General features: G+C 48.9%; 18 protein-coding genes and 1 riboswitch. Of the genes, 1 reads left to right on the top strand and 17 read right to left on the bottom strand.

Annotated features, from left to right (window positions below):
* Positions 1–60 precede the first annotated feature (60 nt).
* Entirely contained in the window at positions 61–465 is a 405-nt protein-coding gene (locus C6Y45_RS03470) for a VOC family protein (protein WP_107583629.1), read from the top strand.
* A gap of 509 nt (positions 466–974) precedes the next feature.
* On the opposite strand, the gene C6Y45_RS03460 is transcribed toward C6Y45_RS03470, so the two are convergent.
* The 17 genes from C6Y45_RS03460 to cobO form a co-directional block, all read right to left on the bottom strand.
* A complete protein-coding gene (locus tag C6Y45_RS03460) occupies positions 975–2,378 on the bottom strand; it encodes a Glu/Leu/Phe/Val family dehydrogenase (RefSeq protein WP_107583627.1) in 1,404 nt (467 codons plus the stop codon).
* Positions 2,379–2,528: 150 nt separating this feature from the next.
* Positions 2,529–3,089 carry a UbiX family flavin prenyltransferase gene (locus C6Y45_RS03455; RefSeq protein ID WP_107583626.1) on the bottom strand — a complete coding sequence of 187 codons (561 nt, stop codon included), beginning with the start codon at positions 3,087–3,089 and terminating at the stop codon, positions 2,529–2,531.
* Positions 3,086–4,078, bottom strand: a complete 993-nt coding sequence (locus C6Y45_RS03450) for a YndJ family transporter (protein ID WP_107583625.1) — start codon at positions 4,076–4,078, stop codon at positions 3,086–3,088. The genes C6Y45_RS03455 and C6Y45_RS03450 overlap by 4 nt, the downstream gene beginning before the upstream one ends.
* A 162-nt stretch (positions 4,079–4,240) precedes the next feature.
* The gene (locus tag C6Y45_RS03445; protein ID WP_107583624.1) at positions 4,241–4,951 is read right to left on the bottom strand and encodes a GntR family transcriptional regulator; all 711 of its coding nucleotides are present in this window, start codon (positions 4,949–4,951) and stop codon (positions 4,241–4,243) included.
* Positions 4,952–5,234: 283 nt separating this feature from the next.
* On the bottom strand, positions 5,235–5,702 hold the full coding sequence (locus C6Y45_RS03440; RefSeq protein ID WP_174703866.1) for an S-ribosylhomocysteine lyase: 468 nt from the start codon (positions 5,700–5,702) through the stop codon (positions 5,235–5,237).
* 81 nt (positions 5,703–5,783) lie between these two features.
* A complete protein-coding gene (locus tag C6Y45_RS03435; RefSeq protein ID WP_107583622.1) occupies positions 5,784–6,179 on the bottom strand; it encodes a P-loop NTPase family protein in 396 nt (131 codons plus the stop codon).
* Complete coding sequence (cobC, locus tag C6Y45_RS03430) at positions 6,101–6,751, bottom strand: alpha-ribazole phosphatase (protein WP_107583621.1); 651 nt, start codon at positions 6,749–6,751, stop codon at positions 6,101–6,103. Before cobC ends, C6Y45_RS03435 begins: the two co-directional genes overlap by 79 nt.
* Positions 6,703–7,464 carry an adenosylcobinamide-GDP ribazoletransferase gene (gene cobS, locus C6Y45_RS03425; protein ID WP_107583620.1) on the bottom strand — a complete coding sequence of 254 codons (762 nt, stop codon included), beginning with the start codon at positions 7,462–7,464 and terminating at the stop codon, positions 6,703–6,705. Before cobS ends, cobC begins: the two co-directional genes overlap by 49 nt.
* Complete coding sequence (locus C6Y45_RS03420; RefSeq protein WP_160058108.1) at positions 7,461–7,988, bottom strand: bifunctional adenosylcobinamide kinase/adenosylcobinamide-phosphate guanylyltransferase; 528 nt, start codon at positions 7,986–7,988, stop codon at positions 7,461–7,463. Before C6Y45_RS03420 ends, cobS begins: the two co-directional genes overlap by 4 nt.
* Positions 7,988–9,055 carry a pyridoxal phosphate-dependent aminotransferase gene (locus C6Y45_RS03415; protein ID WP_160058106.1) on the bottom strand — a complete coding sequence of 356 codons (1,068 nt, stop codon included), beginning with the start codon at positions 9,053–9,055 and terminating at the stop codon, positions 7,988–7,990. Before C6Y45_RS03415 ends, C6Y45_RS03420 begins: the two co-directional genes overlap by 1 nt.
* A gap of 68 nt (positions 9,056–9,123) precedes the next feature.
* Positions 9,124–10,113, bottom strand: coding sequence for an adenosylcobinamide-phosphate synthase CbiB (gene cbiB / locus C6Y45_RS03410; RefSeq protein ID WP_245922521.1), 990 nt, complete (start codon positions 10,111–10,113; stop codon positions 9,124–9,126).
* A complete protein-coding gene (locus tag C6Y45_RS03405; RefSeq protein WP_107583617.1) occupies positions 10,110–11,582 on the bottom strand; it encodes an adenosylcobinamide amidohydrolase in 1,473 nt (490 codons plus the stop codon). The genes cbiB and C6Y45_RS03405 overlap by 4 nt, the downstream gene beginning before the upstream one ends.
* Positions 11,579–12,625, bottom strand: a complete 1,047-nt coding sequence (locus C6Y45_RS03400) for a FecCD family ABC transporter permease (RefSeq protein ID WP_107583616.1) — start codon at positions 12,623–12,625, stop codon at positions 11,579–11,581. Before C6Y45_RS03400 ends, C6Y45_RS03405 begins: the two co-directional genes overlap by 4 nt.
* The gene (locus C6Y45_RS03395; protein ID WP_107583615.1) at positions 12,612–13,646 is read right to left on the bottom strand and encodes an ABC transporter substrate-binding protein; all 1,035 of its coding nucleotides are present in this window, start codon (positions 13,644–13,646) and stop codon (positions 12,612–12,614) included. The genes C6Y45_RS03400 and C6Y45_RS03395 overlap by 14 nt, the downstream gene beginning before the upstream one ends.
* Positions 13,647–13,801: 155 nt before the next feature.
* Positions 13,802–13,988, bottom strand: a riboswitch (cobalamin riboswitch).
* A gap of 60 nt (positions 13,989–14,048) precedes the next feature.
* Positions 14,049–15,077 carry a nicotinate-nucleotide--dimethylbenzimidazole phosphoribosyltransferase gene (cobT, locus tag C6Y45_RS03390; RefSeq protein WP_107583614.1) on the bottom strand — a complete coding sequence of 343 codons (1,029 nt, stop codon included), beginning with the start codon at positions 15,075–15,077 and terminating at the stop codon, positions 14,049–14,051.
* Positions 15,031–16,566: a cobyric acid synthase gene (locus C6Y45_RS03385; protein WP_245922517.1), complete on the bottom strand. Its 1,536-nt coding sequence runs from the start codon at positions 16,564–16,566 to the stop codon at positions 15,031–15,033. Before C6Y45_RS03385 ends, cobT begins: the two co-directional genes overlap by 47 nt.
* A complete protein-coding gene (cobO, locus tag C6Y45_RS03380; RefSeq protein ID WP_107583672.1) occupies positions 16,566–17,105 on the bottom strand; it encodes a cob(I)yrinic acid a,c-diamide adenosyltransferase in 540 nt (179 codons plus the stop codon). Before cobO ends, C6Y45_RS03385 begins: the two co-directional genes overlap by 1 nt.
* Between the last annotated feature and the right edge of the window lie 34 nt (positions 17,106–17,139).

The following is a 17,139-nucleotide window of genomic DNA, read 5'->3' as shown; positions in this document are numbered from 1 at the left end:
TGAAGCACCGTTCCGGAAAACGTATAATTATCATCATGAATAAATGAAGGAGGAATAAAAATGATCAAAGGAATTGCCCATACAGCTTTTATAGTTGAAGATATGGAAGCCTCCCTGCATTTTTACTGTAACGTACTCGGACTGGAACACGCTTTTAATGTGCAGAAAGACAATGGAGAACCGTGGATCGAATACGTTAAAGCCGCCCCCCGTCAGTACATTGAACTGTTCCACGGTGGGACGCCGTCTTCCGGCCGCAGTCCGGATGAGGCCGGTCCCCACCACCTCTGTCTGCTTGTTGATGATGTGGAAAAAACAGCGGAACAGCTGAAATCAAGAGGAGTTGATCTAGACACAGAGCCTAAAAGAGGAATTGGTAAAAACACTCAGTGCTGGCTCCGCGATCCTGACGGAAACAAGATTGAACTCCTTGCCCCGGACCCCGCCTCCCCTCATAATCAGTAAATGTATTTTAATATCTGTACGGAAATACAGCAGAAAAAAGAAGCGACTCCTCCGGAAAAGCTGGAGGAGTCGCTTCTTTTTGTTGATTAAATTGTCAGTGCAGAATAGTTATTCCAATCGTTGCATAAGCTCCTTCTCTTACCTGCCATGTGGCTGGTCTTCAGCTGTTTAGCCTGTGCCGTGGTCTGACTGCGCTGTGCCTCCGCCGTTTCGGAGGGAAAACCATCCCTTTATCGAAGAAAATGGCTTTAAAAGAGATATTTTTCATAGCAGAAACCTTTTTTGATTTCCCTGCAACAGCCGCAGGGACGACTCCTGGGCGATCAAGGACGAGGCGAAGATCCATTCCTTCCAACCTATGGATGGAAGGAATTAGCTGAGCCCGGCCCGCCCGGAAAGCGTCCCGAAAGGCGAAAGCAGGGCAGTGTCTATCTATACATGGAAATATACTTTATCAACAGCCGGAGGAGACGCTTCTTATACCGCTTAAATGCCCTGAAGAACGTACTTTAAAATAGTTTTCCGTGGCGGTACAGAAGCGTGAAAAGCTTTTTCAATGCATGCACGTAGCATGTGTTTCTAATACCTGAGAGACCTTCTTTAAAGTAGGAATCAAAAACCTTCTCGCAGCTGCGGCTCATATGATTCAGCATATCTTCAAGTACTTCGTCTTCTGTGTATAAATAGGTCACACGATCCTGTTTCCACTCGATGTAGGAAACCATAACACCGCCTGCGTTGGCCAGAACGTCTGGGATTACCACTCTGCCCTGGTCATGAAGATAACGGTCTGCTTTCGTGGATATAGGGGCATTTGCTCCTTCCACAAACACTTTCGCGGACACTTTTTCTTTGTTTTCGTCCACAATCTGATCTTCGACAGCCACTAAAATAAGGACGTCCACTTCTTCTGTTATGATAGCATCCCGGTCGAGCAGCTCTGCCTTCACACCGGCATTCTCCAGCTTTTGTTCTGTAGACGGCAGTTCCCCATGTTTTTCCTGATAATGGAGAAGCGCTTCAATGTCCAGTCCTTCCTTACCGCGGAGAGTTACCTGATGATCACTTACTGCCGTAATACGGTGTTTCAAATCTGTACTCTTGTAGGCCATTTCAGCAGCAACCCCGCCGACGTTACCAAAACCCTGGACTGCGACGTCAATCGCTTCACCCTGCTCGTTCTTTGCAAGCAGGCTGCGGAGCGTTTCCCACTGTTTCCGGTGAAGTCCTTCAGCCACCGCATCTTTGCTCGTATTTTTTGCCCAGTTGTGAAGCAGCCATTTATAACTTTGATATACTCCACGGCCGGTAGCTTCCCTGCGTCCTTTTGCTCCACCGTTTACGACACTTTTTCCCGTAAAGGCTCCCAGATAGTTTTCCCCGGGATTGATCGTTTTAAATTCTCCGATCATCCAGTCCATTATCTGTTCGTTTGTCCCCATATCAGGTGCGGGAATATCATGAGTAGGCCCGATGTCCGGTGCGAATCGCTGAACGTATTTTTTTGCAATAAGATTCAGTTCCCGGTTGGAATAATGATTCGGATGAATCGCAACTCCACCCTTGGCTCCACCGTAAGGCAGCTCATGAAGTGCATTTTTCAGGGTCATGAGTATTGCCAGATTTTCTACTTCTTCTTCATTCACCACTTCACTGAACCGGATACCACCTTTATAAAAGCCGGCAATATTATTATGCTGGATCCGGTAGGCAGGAATTCGTTCAATTTCTCTGTTATCCCGGGACACCCGAATGTAGCTTTTGATGATTTTGTCTGTTGTCGTTAATATTTCCGTTCCCGACTGAAAAAAGCGCTTACGGGCCTCTCCTGTCTCTTCTGTAATAAATTCCTTATCTTCGTACAGCCGTTCCATAATTTTCTCTATTAAGTCCTGGGTTTCCTGTACACTCATAACGCCATCATCCTTTCTTATGTTCATATATGCTCTCTGCTTATATTCTCCCCTGCTGATTCTTACCAGGAGAATTATTTCCTCGCAATAACAACTTTATAGTATAGTTGACCTATTCCACATGTCATTCAAAACTAATCCTGCTTCTCCTTATTCAAGCCATCGCTTTGTCAGGTCGTTTTCAATATGCAGCTGATCAAGAATACGGGAAACTGTATGATTTACCATGTCATCGATCGTTTCCGGATTGTTATAAAAGGCCGGCATCGGCGGCATAACTGTTACCCCCATCCGGGACAGCCGGAGCATATTTTCGAGATGAATTTCGTGCAGCGGAGTTTCTCTCGGAATGAGCAGAAGCTTTCTGCGCTCTTTCAAAATAACATCTGCTGCCCGTGCAATTAAGTTATCAGCAAACCCGTGGGCCACCGAGCTGAGTGTTTTCATGCTGCACGGCACGATAACCATTGCGTCAGTTACAAAAGAACCGCTGGAAATTCTGGCTGCCTGGTTTCCTGAAGGATATACGTAATCTGCCAGCTTCTTCACGTCTGATGGTTTATAATCAGTCTCTATTTGAATCGTTTTTTCTGCCCACTCGCTTACGATCAGGTGGGTTTCCACCGGAGTATGCTGAAGTGCCTCCAAAAGACGTATTCCGTATATTGGTCCGGTGGCACCGGAAATACCTATAATAATCCGCTGCGTCATAAAGATCTTCCTTTCTCCTCATTTATTGATTCTTCCGGTGGGGGAACAGTATCTGCCCCTATCCGCTGTCTTTTCGGCAGAGGGCTGAGCAGGTACCATCCGAGAACCCCAAATAAAGAAAAACCGAGAGCATTAATTCCCCCGTGCCAGCTGAACATCATCTCCGGAGTAACAATTTCGCTTCCCGTTACTCTTCCCATGACGTAAAGCGTGGTAGCCCCCATCGACACAAAAAGGGATCCGGCAGAAATAACAATAAAAAAACCGGCACGAACCGGCATGACTGAAAGATGTTTCAGCCACCATACACCAAGCCAGGAAAGTAAAATTGCATACGTGAGCGTATAAAAAATATTCATGGGAGGCCCTTGAATAACTCCGAGAGCGATCAGCGGTGATCCGGCGGCTGTTCCAATTGCAAGAACTCTAAAAGGAATCCCTCCTGCCCTGCCAAACCCTGCTGTCATCCGCCCAAAAGCTCCCGTCAGTACAGGAACTACCACAGCAGAGTAGTGATAATGAACAGCTGTCAGTGCTATTGTCAGTTCAGAATAAGGAAGCAGGCGGTGGATGCCTGCTTCCGAAAGAACAAGCCAGAAACCTCCGGCGGCTGTAAAAACAAGACCCGTATCAATAATTGTTTCTTCTGCTGGATATAGCCCACGCTTATATGTACGAAATACACCACAGAACGCGAGCAGCATGGTGAAAATAAACCACACGAAGGCTGCGGCCACAGATAAAAGAACGCTGTCCACGGTAACAGCTGCCAGACCGAAAACTCCGGGAAAAACAGAGAATCGGGACAGTTGGCCGAGCCATTTTTCAGAAAGAAGATCGGGATTTTTTGGAACGGCTATGTACAGAAGCATGGGAAAAAGCACCATAAAAGAAAGTCCAAGTGCCATCTCTACAATACTTCCGCCGGTAACGTAGAGCCAAACAACGTAAATAATAGTTCCTGCTGCTGTATTTTTCTCTGGTGTCATCCCGGCGCCTCCTCTGCTAACTTGCTTTGCTCTTACCCTTTCCCGCTTTTGAAAAGCTCTAAGCAGTTTTTCTCCTGCTTTGTTTCAGTGTTCATACACGGCAGACGATCTTTCAAAGAGTTTTCAAGGTCTGCGGAGTTATTCTTTGAAAATCAGCTTGAGCTACCGGCTCAGATGAGTCATAAAAATATAGCGGTCCCCGCGGAAATAAGAGCTCGTTATCTCAAAGCACCGGCCATCTTCGAGCAGACTTTTCCGCCTGATCAAAAGCAGCGGGTCCCCGGTCTTAACTTTCAGAAGCTCTGCCAGTTTTTCGTCAGCAATAACAGCTTCCATGCTCTGAGAAGCTCCACTGACTTTCATACCGGCCTTTTCAGCGTACTCGTAAAACGATCTGCTGAGAACTTCTTCAGGCATCTCGGGAAACATCCCGGATGGCACAGTCATAACTTCGTAGGCCATAGGCTGATTATCAGCAAGACGTATTCGGCAGAGACGCCGCCCTCTTCGATCATTAAAAATTTCCTGTTCCTGTTCATTCATTTCTATTTCTTCAAAGGAAACGACTTCCGCTCCAGGTCTCATGCCTCTTTGATACATTTCCTCCGAAAAGCTCGTCATCTGCATCAGCGGCATTTCCAGTTTTTTGCGTCTGACAAATGTTCCCCTTCCTTTCTGCCGTTCAAGCAGGCCGTCCTGCACAAGGTTCGTCACTGCCTGACGGATCGTCATCCGGCTCACCTCGTACTCTTCTGCGAGAAGCCGTTCAGAAGGGATAACGTCCCCTTCCTCCCACTTTCCGGAATCGATGTTTTCTCTTATTATTTGTTCCAATTGATAATATATTGGAATCGGCGAATCTTTTTTCAACATACAAAAACTCCTCCAAAAGCATCACATTTTTTCAAGTATATCATATGTCTTTTTTCCAATGGACACAGGAGAAAAGCTCTGTGGGATACCGAAAATCTATTCCGCATCACCTAAAGAAAAAAAGCCGCAGGTTCCATCCCCAGACACCTCTACGGTTGCGAAAGCAGAGAACCGACTATTTATACATAAAGATCACTTTTCAATAATCTGAAAAACCGCCCTTTTAAAAGAGGGCGGCTTTCCAAAATTATTTTGATAGTCACTACAGAAAAAGCTCAAGTATTTATTCTTCTTTAAAAATCTTTTCCCATTCCGACCGGTTTTCGAGCATCGCTGCGGCAATTTCCTTCGCTCCTGCGAGTGAATGGGAGGCAGCCCATCCGCACTGCACCACGTTGCAGGCTGGAACTTCCGTGGCATCAAGAACGTCACGGAGTGTTTTTTCCACCAGGTCAAGGACACCTTCATAATCGTCATCGTTGATCAGGCTTAAATAAAAGCCTGTCTGGCACCCCATCGGGGAGATATCCACGACGCGTTCATGATGGTTTCGGCTGAATTCCGCCATCATATGCTCCAGGGAATGGAGGCCTGGCATGTCCATATGCTCCTCATTCGGCTGACAGATCCGGATATCGTACTTATAAATCGTATCTTTTGTTCCTTCCACTTTCCCGGCAAGCCGGATGTAGGGAGCGTCAACTTTCGTATGATCCAGGTTAAAGCTTTCCACATTCATTTTCTGAGCCATAGTTATTCCTCCTTCAAGGGATTCATTAGTTACTATCCTAACATGGAAATCCCTGCTGCATGAAGCGCAAAGAACTTCTGCTTATGAATACGTGTTTTCTTCCGAAATATTTTTCCAGCATTCTATCAGCCCGTGCCACACATATTCTGCTTTTACAGCTTCCTTCACAGCTCTTTGCGCTATTCTTCCGTTTTCATCCCGGACACGACGGTCTTCCGCATCCATTGGCACGAGTCCCTGCCCCATCTCCTGAAGAATGAGTACCGGATACAAATCTTTCCGGATGAGGCTGAACCAGTTCCAGAATTTCTCTTCGGTTCCTCCCGCCTGCAGCCAGGAAGAAATGCCGGAAACAATGATAGTTTTTTCTTTTACTTGATCAGGATACTCTTCCGGGGTCACCCATTGTGCTTTTGGGTACGCTTGTTGAACGTAGGCTGACTTTCCGGCAAAGGCACCACCGATAACGACGTGCATGACCAGCACTCCTCTCTGTATTCCAGTCTTACTGCGACTGCTTTACCGTGCGGGGCCGGCGCTTCCCAAAAACAGGCCACTGCCTGCACGTGCATTAAAAGCTGCCTGATGACTCCGCCATGCGTAACGATAAGATAATTCCCACTGGAAGAATTTCTGAGAAACTCACGAAGCCAGGCTTCTACCCTTTTCGAAAATTCCTGATATTTCTCCCCTTCTTCCGGAAATACGGTTTCAGGATCTTCTACCCATTTTCTATAACGCTGTTTATGTTTAAGGTCTTCATACGTTTTCATTTCCCACAGTCCAAAATGCATTTCCCTGAGCGCCGTCTCCACCTCGTACTGCGTTCCTGGACATATTACATGCAGCGTTTCCGTGCAGCGTCTGAGATCACTGCTGATAACACGGTTAAAGGAAACGGACTGTAACGCATTTTTCAGCTCCTCAAGCTGGGGACGGGAGTCTGCTGCCAGCGAAACATCGGTCTGCCCGACGTAACGCTTTTCCATATTTGCTTTAGTTATACCGTGACGAACGAGATAAAGATCCAGACAGCGGTAAGTGCCCATAATTCCCCTCCTTCGATGGAAGCTCCGGCGAGATCGCCGCTGACGCCATGGAAATGCCTGAGAATCCACGAGCGGTAAAAGATCACAAACATCCCCGTAAATACAGCTGTCCATAGGAAAAGGGCGGTTCCGGCAGCCGGCAGAAGCAGAAGAACCGGAAGTAAAGACAGTCCCAGATCTTTTTTCGTTACATGCTGCTGCCAGCTCCAGGCCAGTCCTTGAGGCTTCGCCGCAGGAACTTCTGTCAGAAGATATACGGCCGTCCATCTTGCCGCGGCAGGGATAAGAAGGAAAAACCACGGAGAAACGCCTGAGCTGAGCAGTTCATAAATAAGAAGCGTTTTCCATCCGAGCAGAAACACGAGTGCGAGAATGCCGAAGGAGCCTACGTGAGGATCTTTCATGATTGCCCATTTCTTTTCTAAAGAAACATTCGCACCGACCGCATCAAACGTATCCATCCACCCGTCAAGATGAAGCCCTCCGCTCATCCATACGAAAAAAGTCACTATAATGACCGACTGCATGAAGAGGGATACCGGAAGCTGGAGCCATACGAATAATGCGGGCAGCACTCCGATAAGTATTCCTGTCAGAGGATACATCCGAACAGCCCAGCGGCTCGAAACTGCGTTCCAGGGGGCCTCAATCGGAACCGGAAGCCGTGTTAAAAACTGTACGGCTAGTATAAATCCATGGAAGGCATTTTTCATTGTCCGATGCCCCCTTTCCATACTTTCGGAAAGCCGGCACGCACCTGGATAACGTTTTCTGCGTGCTGAATAAAAAATCGGTGAAGCTTTTCGAGAATATGCACGTAAAAATAGACGCTATCATTCGAAGGAAGACCGGCTTCGTTCACGTCATTGGATACGATCGTCACGTAAAGCCTGCGTTTTTCAATAATATCAACCCACGCTGTCGCTTCCTTCATGATTTTTTGTTCGTCGAGTTTTTCCGTAAAAAGAGCCTCGCTCAGCCAGACAGTCAGGCAGTCCAGAACACCGGCTGCTTCTTCTTCCATACCAGCTAAAGCTTCCTTTACACGGAAACCGGCTTCCACAGTCGTAAAACAGTCCGAACGGGTCCGTCTGTGATGCCGGATTCTTTCGGACATTTCTTCATCCGTATACCGGCTGGACGCTATGTAGACCGCATTGGATGTCCGGGAAAGAACATCCGCCTCAGCAATACTGCTTTTACCGGAACGTGCCCCGCCTGAAATAAACGTAATCACTACCGTCCCTCCCACTTTTCCAAAGCCTTCATCAGCTTTTCGTTTTCACTGCGGCTGCGGACTGCTGCTCTTACAGCTTTCCCGTCGATTCCGGAAAAATTATATGTATGTCTTACAGCAATCCCTTCCTTCAGCAGAAAGTGAATGAGCGGTTCCTGGTCTTCCATCCGTCGGTCGGATAAAAGGTAAAAATTAGTATGCGTTCTGCTCATATGCCACCGGTCGTGATCCAGTCTGCTTTCGATCCACTTTATTTCCTGGTGAAGCCACAAAACTGTGCGGCTGACAAAGTCTTCGTCCTGCATCATCGGTGGGATAAGCGCAGCACTGACTGTATTGACACTCCACGCTATCTGCTCTTTTTTCAAAAAAGCTGTATCGTTTTTTCCTCCGATAAGATACCCGGACCGGAGACCGGGAACCGAAAAGATTTTTGTTAACGAACGAAGCAGGACGATATGGGAATACTTCTGGATCAGTCCTGTCAGCTTTTTTTCTGCCGGCAGAAAATCGATAAACGCCTCGTCGATAAAGAGCCGGACGTTGTGACGGGCGGTGTCTTCCGCCAGCCGGCAGATCATTTCATATGGAATGACTGTGCCGGACGGATTATGGGGGCGGCAGATAAACAGGGCGTCCACTTCTGAAAGTTTTTCCTTCGTTTCTTCGTAGGGAAAAGTGAAGTCCGCCCTGTAAGGAATGTATTCCATACGGATATTATAATGGCGGCAGGCCCGGCTGTATTCTTTAAAAGAAGGTTCTATAAGCAGGGCTGTTCCTCCGGAAACAAGGCGGGCAGCAAGGTAAACAGCTTCCGCTCCTCCATTCGTAATAAGCACCTGGCCGTTTTCCACTCCTTCAGCTTCTGAAACACTTCTTACCGCTTCCGGATATTCCGGATCAGGATACACCGACATGTTTTTTAACGCTTCTTCCGCTTTTTTCAGAAGCCAGCCCGGGGGCCCGAGCGGATTGATGTTGGCACTGAAATCGAGCATACCCGAAAATTCTATTTGTAAATCGCTGCGCAGCTTGTGAGGCTGCCCGCCGTGATCAGGCCATTTCATGTGATTCCTCCTCCCGGAATACGACAGTTTTTGTTTTGTACAGGAAGCTGCCGAAATGGTTTTTATGTTCAGCTTTTGTCTACAAACGGGACGCCCCAGCCGCCGAGAATCCACCATACCGCTACGCAGAAGATAGTAAAAACGACCGCTCCACCATATAAATAATAAATGGAGCGCGTAATATCCTGCGCATGCAGCTGTCTTTTGCCGTCTCCCATAAGCGCACGCTGTGAGCGTATCCCGTTGTAGTAATTCGTTCCCCCGAGTGTTACTCCAAGCAGCCCAGCCACCAGTGCTTCCGACCATCCGCTGTTCGGGCTTGGATGTTTTCGGGCATCCCGACGCAGGACAGTAAGAGCGGCTCTTTTACGGGACCCCGGCACAGCCAAAGCTGCCACCCAGATCGCTGCGGACGTCAGACGGGCCGGAAGCCAGTTGGCTGCATCGTCCAGACGGGCGGAAGCCCATCCAAACGAAGAAAAATTGTCGTTTTTATATCCTGCCATAGAATCCAGCGTGTTAACCGCCCGGTAAGCCATAGCTGCGGGACCTCCTCCAATGAGCGCCCAGAAAATGGGGGAGGTTACTCCATCGACCGTGTTTTCTGCCACTGTTTCCACTGTTCCACGAACGATTTCTGATTCTGACAGTCCTGCCGTGTCTCGCCCGACGATCATGGAAAGCGCCTTTTCTGCTTCCTGAAGATTATCTGCTTCAAGCGGTTTTTTCACTGCTTCTGCAGCTTCCTTCAATCCCTTCGCTGCAACAGCAGAATAGGTCATCCATACGCTTCCGCCGAGACCAAGCAGCGGATGCAGTAACGTCAGCAGACTGATTATGAGTGCCCCGGCAGCCCACACTCCCCCGGTAATACAGACAGCCATCCATATCCCCCGTCTTTTCCGCTCTGCTGCTGATCCAAGATTCCAACGCTTTATCATCCGGGATATACACCACCCGATACCGGCTGTTGGATGTGGAAACCGCCGGGGATCGCCAAAAATAAAATCCATGATAAGGGCTGAAACGAGAAGAAAGCCCGTCGTGTAAATAATCACGAATGAGCTTCCTTCCAGCTGCGGTAGACAGCAAGCGCTTCCATCGTCGCCTCATAAACCATGTATCCAATTCCCCGGCCGATAAACGTGCCGGAACCGGCGTAGGACGTCCGCTCGCCCTGCTGTGTCACACCGATAACAAGGCTGTCTGTGGAAGTCCCTGTAGCGAGGGATCCACTCAGAGGATCCTTTACTTCCCCGTCGTGGAGAGCTTTCACTTTTGCTTCCGCTGCTGACATGCAGGCATTAACGAGCGCCCCATCTGTTAAATGTGCATCAGCGAAAACGAGCGTATTAATCGTACCGATTTTTTCACGGTGTATTTCTGTTTCCCGATGAGTAATATCCACTGCGTTGCCGGTTCCTGCTGTAACAACAACGAGGAATGCGATGCCGTTAAGCACTTCTCTTTTTATAACCGCGTGTTCTGTTTTTACCGCAGTCATCATTCCGACCGACTGTTCTACAGGGAATCCTTTTTCATCCAGCCAGTTTTCCACGTCATTCTTCGGCGTCCAGCTGTCATAATTTTTATCCACATGAAAATTCGCAAAATGTTTTATCCACTGGATTCCTTCTCCTGCCACGCCGTTGGAAATGGTCCGGAGCGGCTGCTGGAAGGACACAGATACTGCTTTTTCATCCTGCTCCACAGTGCAGTTATCGAACAAAGAAACAGGCCGTTCCTCTTTTTTACGCGGATTCATAAGCAGCTGGGGGCGGGCAAGCGTCGGATGGGGCTGACTCCACGTTTCTACCCCATAAATTTCAGCGAGCTTATTTTTGTTTCTTAATACGTCCACCGATCCGATATTCGTGAGGGTCCCTTCATGAAGAAGCCCGACACGATCACAGTAAAGTGCTGCAATATTTAAGTCGTGCAGAATCGCAAAAATCGTCAGACTGCGCTCTTCCTGCCACTTTTTCAGCACATCAAGAATGTCAAAAGTGTGCTTAATATCCAAATGGTTCGTCGGCTCATCCAGCAGAAGCACTTCCGGCTCCTGAACGAGTGCTTTAGCGAGTAGCACACGCTGCTTTTCCCCGCCGCTGAGCATATGAAAAGACGTATGACGGTACTTTGTCACCGACGTAATTTCCATCACTTCTTCCATCAGCTTTTTATCATACGGACTCAACGCTTTAAAAATACCTTTTTGAAAAGCATAGCGGCCGAGCTGGACAATTTCTTCCACCGTGAAATCGAAGGAAACATTCGTCTCCTGGGAAAGAACAGCAATGTGCCTTGCCCGCTGCATCTGATTCATATCAAGGACCGAGTCGCCGTTCAGCAGTACTTTGCCATCCATGACAGGCAGGCCGCCGCTCATCAGCTTGAAGAGAGTCGTTTTCCCGCTTCCATTTGGTCCAAGCAGTCCAAAAAATTCCCCTGCTTCCACGTGAAGCGATACGTTTTCAACGACAGGCACTCTGCTGTAGCCTCCGCTCAGATTTTCGATTTCAATCATATCGCTTTCCCCTTTCCTACACGGTTTCGAATCAGCAGCACGGCAAACAGCGGTGCTCCGATCAGTGCAGTGATAACACCGATCGGCAGCTCTTTCGGGGCAATAATTGTTCTGGCAAAAATGTCGGCAGAAATTAGAAAAGCTCCACCGATGATCATGGAAATAGGAAGCACGTGCCGATGGTCGGGTCCTGTCACGAGACGGACAAGGTGCGGGATAACAAGTCCTACAAAACCAATCGTGCCGGAAACGGCGACGGCAGCTCCAGTCAGCAGGGATGCCCCGCCAAGGATAAACACTTTTCCTCTTTGGACGTTCACACCGATATGGCCCGCTGCTTCCTCACCAAGAGCAAGAGCATTCAGTTCACGATAGCGGGTGAGAAGGAGAAGAGAACCGACAACAGCAAATGGCACGATCAGCTGTACATAGCTCCACCCCCTCATCCCGACGCTCCCATAGAGCCAGTAAATGATCTGCGTCATTTCGTTTTGATCACCGAGAGAAATTATTAAAGAAACGATAGAGCCGATAAAGGCACTCGTAATAATTCCAGCGAGAATAATTGTCTCAATCGCCATGCTGCGGCTGCTCAGACGTACGAGCCCGAATACGATCATTAAAGTAATGAATCCGCTGACTATGGACACTGCAGGAAGCGTAAACGCCCCGAGTCCCACAATAGTAATTTGAAAAAAAATAACAAATACCGCGCCCAGGGCCGCACCGGACGACACCCCGATCGTAAACGGATCTGCCAGCGGGTTGCGAAGCAGTCCCTGAAAAGCAGCGCCGGCAAGCGCGAGGGATGCCCCGACAAACAGGGCGAGCAGTACTCTCGGCAGACGGATTTCCCATATGATCGCCGTCGTGTTTCCCGGCGGCTCATCCAAAAAGCCCCATCCGGCAGTCTCTTCCAAAATAATATGCAGAATGTGGCTTACCGGCACCGTAACGCTCGAATAAAACAGGCCGAACGTCACCGCACCGAAAAGCAGCAGCAGACTTACCGAATAATAAATCCAGGTTTTACTCGAAAACATCCGGGTAGACTGCCTCTGCGATCGCTTCTGCACCTTCTACAAGCCGTGGCCCGGAACGCGTAACCTTGTCGCCTTCCACATCATGAATATCTTCATTTTCTACTGCCGGCACGCTGCTCCAGCCGTCTCTCGCCATAATGTCACCTTCCGGATCCTCCACAAAGTCCCCGTAAGTAGTAATAATGGTATCAGGCTCGAGCGTTACGATCTCTTCTTCACTGAGATTCGCCCAGCCTTCAAATTCTGCCGCTGCGTTTTCCGCGTTAATCGTTTCCAGCATTTCATGCATGAACGTGCCTTCACCGGTCGTGAAGATATCCGGGGAAGGAGCTACTTCCACCCAGACAGATTTGCGGTCGTCTTCGTCCACCGCTTCTGCCTGCTCTGCAAGGTCTGCCATGCCCTCTTCCATCTCTTCAATAACTTCGTCTGCCTCTTCCGTGTTACCGGATACTTCCCCAATCATCGAAATTGTGTCGTAGGTGGCATCAAACGATTCCGGTCCGTCCACGACGACGACATCGATTCCTGCCTCGCGGTACTGATCGAGTATATCGGAGTGGCTCGAATGGTGATATCCGGAAACAAACGCCAGGTCCGGCTCCAGTTCAAGAATTCTTTCGACATCCATATCCTGCGCGCCGACGTTTTCAATTTCCAACGCCTCCTCTGGATAGTTGCAGAACTCGGATACTCCAACAAGACGGTCCCCTGCTCCAATTGCGAAGAGTGTTTCTGTATCGCTTGGCTGGAGTGTAATAATCGATTCCGGCTGCTCATCAATTGTTACTTCCTCTCCTGCGTGATCTGTGACCGTAACAGGAAATTCGCCGGAAGCTTCTTCTCCGCTATTGTTTTCAGCGTTTTCTTCTTCTATGTTTTCAGGTTCTCCCTCATTTTCCTCTGTTTCTTCCGCTGCGTTCTCTTCCTGTGGATCTTCTGTTTCTTCCGCGTTTTCATTACCGCACGCTGCCAGCACCATTACCGCTGAGAGCGCCATAAGTCCTTTGTATTTTTTCATTATCTTTTCTCCCCCTCCAAAATGTATAACAACAAAAAAGCGCCACCCTTCGAAAAGGACTGCGCTTTGTTAAAATGCATTCTGGAAAAATCATCCGCCAAAAAAGGAAAATGAAACCCGGTACCTGCATTTTAAACATCCCTTTGGTCCCGAAGGTGTTTAAAGACAAACAGGCAGGTCTCCTGACTCACGCTTCATCGATGCCTTGCCCCTTCCCATGCCTTAAAAAAGCACAGTGGAAACATGAAGGCCTCTCTGCGTTTACAGTGGCGGGTCCGTGCCGGATTTTCACCGGCTTCCCTTTTCATCGGCAGTGCCGACACCTGTTTGCTGACGAGTGTTACGCTTTATTGTTAGCTCAATTATAATACACCCCTTGAAGAAAGGGAAGGGCTTTCTGAATTACGCATCTATTCCAAGATCGGAAAACACTGCCATTTCGCGGACAACTGCCGCTGCCATCGAAACGAGCGGATATGCTGCAGCTGCGCCTGTTCCTTCCCCAAGCCGCAGCTGCAGGTCAAGCAGCGGCTCGCCTCCCATCATTTCGAGCGCCCGTCCGTGACCGGCTTCTGCTGACCGGTGGCCGAAAATGAAATATTCCTTCGACAAAGGCGCCAGCTTTTCAGCAGCCAGTGCTGCAGCGGAAGCGATAAACCCGTCCACGAGAATCGGTGTTTTCCTCCCGGCAGCTTCAATCATTGCACCAGCCATTGCGGCGTGTTCCAGACCGCCGAGTTCAGCCAGGATATCAAGCGGCTCAGTGCACGAAATACGCCTGACCGCCCGGCGGATGACATCCTGTTTCAGACGCAGCTGAGTTCCGGTCACACCGGTACCGTTTCCCGATATGTCGTTAACACCGGCTCCTGTCCACGCTGCGATCAAAGCGCTGCTCACTGTCGTGTTTCCTATCCCCATGTCTCCTGGAATAATGAGTTTCGCTCCTTTTTCTATCGCTTCTGCTGCCGTATCGGCCCCAGCATTCAAAGCCTGTTCAGCTTCTTCCAAAGACATAGCAGCTTCCACCGCAATATTTCCCGTCCCGTTTTTAACTTTTTTGGACTCCGCTCCCGGCGTCTCACCTTTCACACCGATATCGGTCACTGTGACCGAAGCACCGATTTCTTTTGCCAGGACGTTAATAGCCGCCCCTCCCTGCACGAAATTCTTTACCATCAGGGAAGTCAGTTCCTGTCCGTAAAGAGAGACGCCTTCTTCCGTTACGCCATGATCCCCTGCAAAAACGAGAACTGCAGGATGTGAAACGTCGGGTATCCCCTGCATACCGGCAAGCTTCACCGCCAGTTCCTCCAGCCTGCCGAGACTTCCTGCCGGCTTCGTCAGATTATTCAGATGCATTTCCATATCTGATTCTGCTTTTTTATTCCGGGGCTGTATTCCCGCAGCACTTTTTCTCCAGTTTCCCATGCTGTACTCCCTTCTGAAAATCCATCATCTTTTTTTCGATTTTTTCCAGATCGATATGCTCCCGGAAAACTTTTGATAAACGCTGAAAAGAAGATTCCCGTATGTCCTGGAATTTTTTTCTTTCGACCGGAGGCAGACCTTTCTCCTTCCGGATATCGTTTAAAAAATAAAAGCGCCATTCGTCGGAATGGAACAGCCCATGAAAATAAGTTCCGGCTGTTTTTCCTTTTACAGCACCATCCACTCCTCCATCAGCCTTCTTAATCCATGAATTTTCTGAATGGCTTGAAATACCCATATGTATCTCATAGCCTGTTACAGGCAGATTCCGATCTTTCCAGTGCAGTGTTCCAGAGGATCGCACTGTTACTTTATCTGTGGTCAGCTTCGTGGAAAGTGATGAGAAAAGCCCCAGCCCTTCAGCTGAAGGTACTTCTGATTCCACGTGATGTTCATCGGTTACAGACTCCCCCATCATCTGGAATCCACCGCAGATACCGATAATTCTCGTTTTACCGGCTGCTGATTGAAGCACCTCGTCAAACCCGTTTTCCTTCAGGTAAGCGAGATCAGCCATTACAGCTTTGCTTCCCGGCAGAATAATTATGTCAGGTTCTCCCATTTCCTCCCGTTTCTTTACGAATCTTACCCGGCAGTCCGGTTCGTGTACAAAAGGATCTATATCTGTGTAATTCGACATTCTCGGCAGGCTGATCACGGCGATATCGATATCCGCTTCTTCCCTTTCCCCGCTGTATTTACCGAGTCCGAGCGAGTCTTCTTCTTCAAGAGCCAGCCCCTCTATATAGGGAAGCACGCCGAGCACCGGCACCCCTGTATAGTTTTCCAGCCAGTCCAGTCCCGGCTGTAAAAGAGTAATATCCCCGCGGAATTTATTGATAATAATACCGATCACGCGCTCTTTGTCTTCTTCACTTAATAACTGAAGGGTTCCGACCACGTTGGCAAAAACGCCTCCCCGGTCGATATCTGCCACGAGCACAACCGGGGCGCCGGTGATGGATGCTACTTTCATGTTGACGAGCTCCCGGTCGTTCAAATTGATTTCCGCCGGGCTCCCCGCTCCTTCGATCACTACTCTTTCATAGCTGCTCTCCAGCCTTTTCCACGCTTCTGTTATTACGTGCAGACCCGTCTCGTAATAATCCTCCCGGTATTCTCCGGCCTTCATCGTTTTCAGCGGTTTTCCATGTACAACGATCTGGGCGCTTGATTCTCCGGAAGGTTTAATCAAAATAGGATTCATATTCGTATCCGCTTCAATACCCGCCGCCTCTGCCTGGAGTCCCTGCGCCCGGCCGATTTCTTTTCCGTCGGCTGTAATGAAGGAATTAAGCGCCATATTCTGCGATTTAAACGGGGCGGTTTTCCAACCTTCCTCTGCAAATATTCTGCATAAAGCGGCAGCGGCGAGGCTTTTCCCGGCATCCGACTGGGTCCCCTGAATCATGATGGGAAGAGCGCGCATTAAAACTCGATTCCTTTAATCGCCGGAATTCCTTCGTCATAATAATGTTTTTCCACATCAATCACTGATACGAGATCCGCCGCATCTTTGATTTCCTGTCTGGCATCTCTTCCGGTAATAATGAGGTGAACATGCTCCGGTTTACGATGGATAGTACCCACTACATCTTCCAGGGGCAGCACGTCATCAATCGGGAATTTGTTTATTGCCAGCGCATTATTCAGTTCGTCCCAGATAACTACATCGTATTTACCGCTCAAAAGAGCTTCCTTTGCTTTTGGCCAGCCCTTTCGGAGGGCTTCCCGGTGTTCTTCAGGAGTTTTTGTCCACGTAAAACCGATGCCGAGCTGATCCATTTCCACGCCAAGCTGCTTCAGCGCTTTCTGCTCCCCGTATTCACGCTCCGGAGATTTAATGAACTGAAGAATATGTACACTCATTCCATGTCCCCGGCTGCGCAGAGCCGCCCCCAGTGCAGAGGTTGTTTTGCCTTTTCCGTTCCCTGTGTGAACCAGTACCATTCCCCGGGATTTTGCCATCATTTATCCACTCCTTTTTATCGGCTTTCTTCGC

It is taken from the genome of Alkalicoccus saliphilus (assembly GCF_003044065.1).
Lineage (GTDB): Bacteria > Bacillota > Bacilli > Bacillales > Salisediminibacteriaceae > Alkalicoccus > Alkalicoccus saliphilus.
The sequence above is the reverse complement of the archived record's forward strand: the minus strand, read 5'-3'. Positions and strand labels throughout refer to the sequence as shown.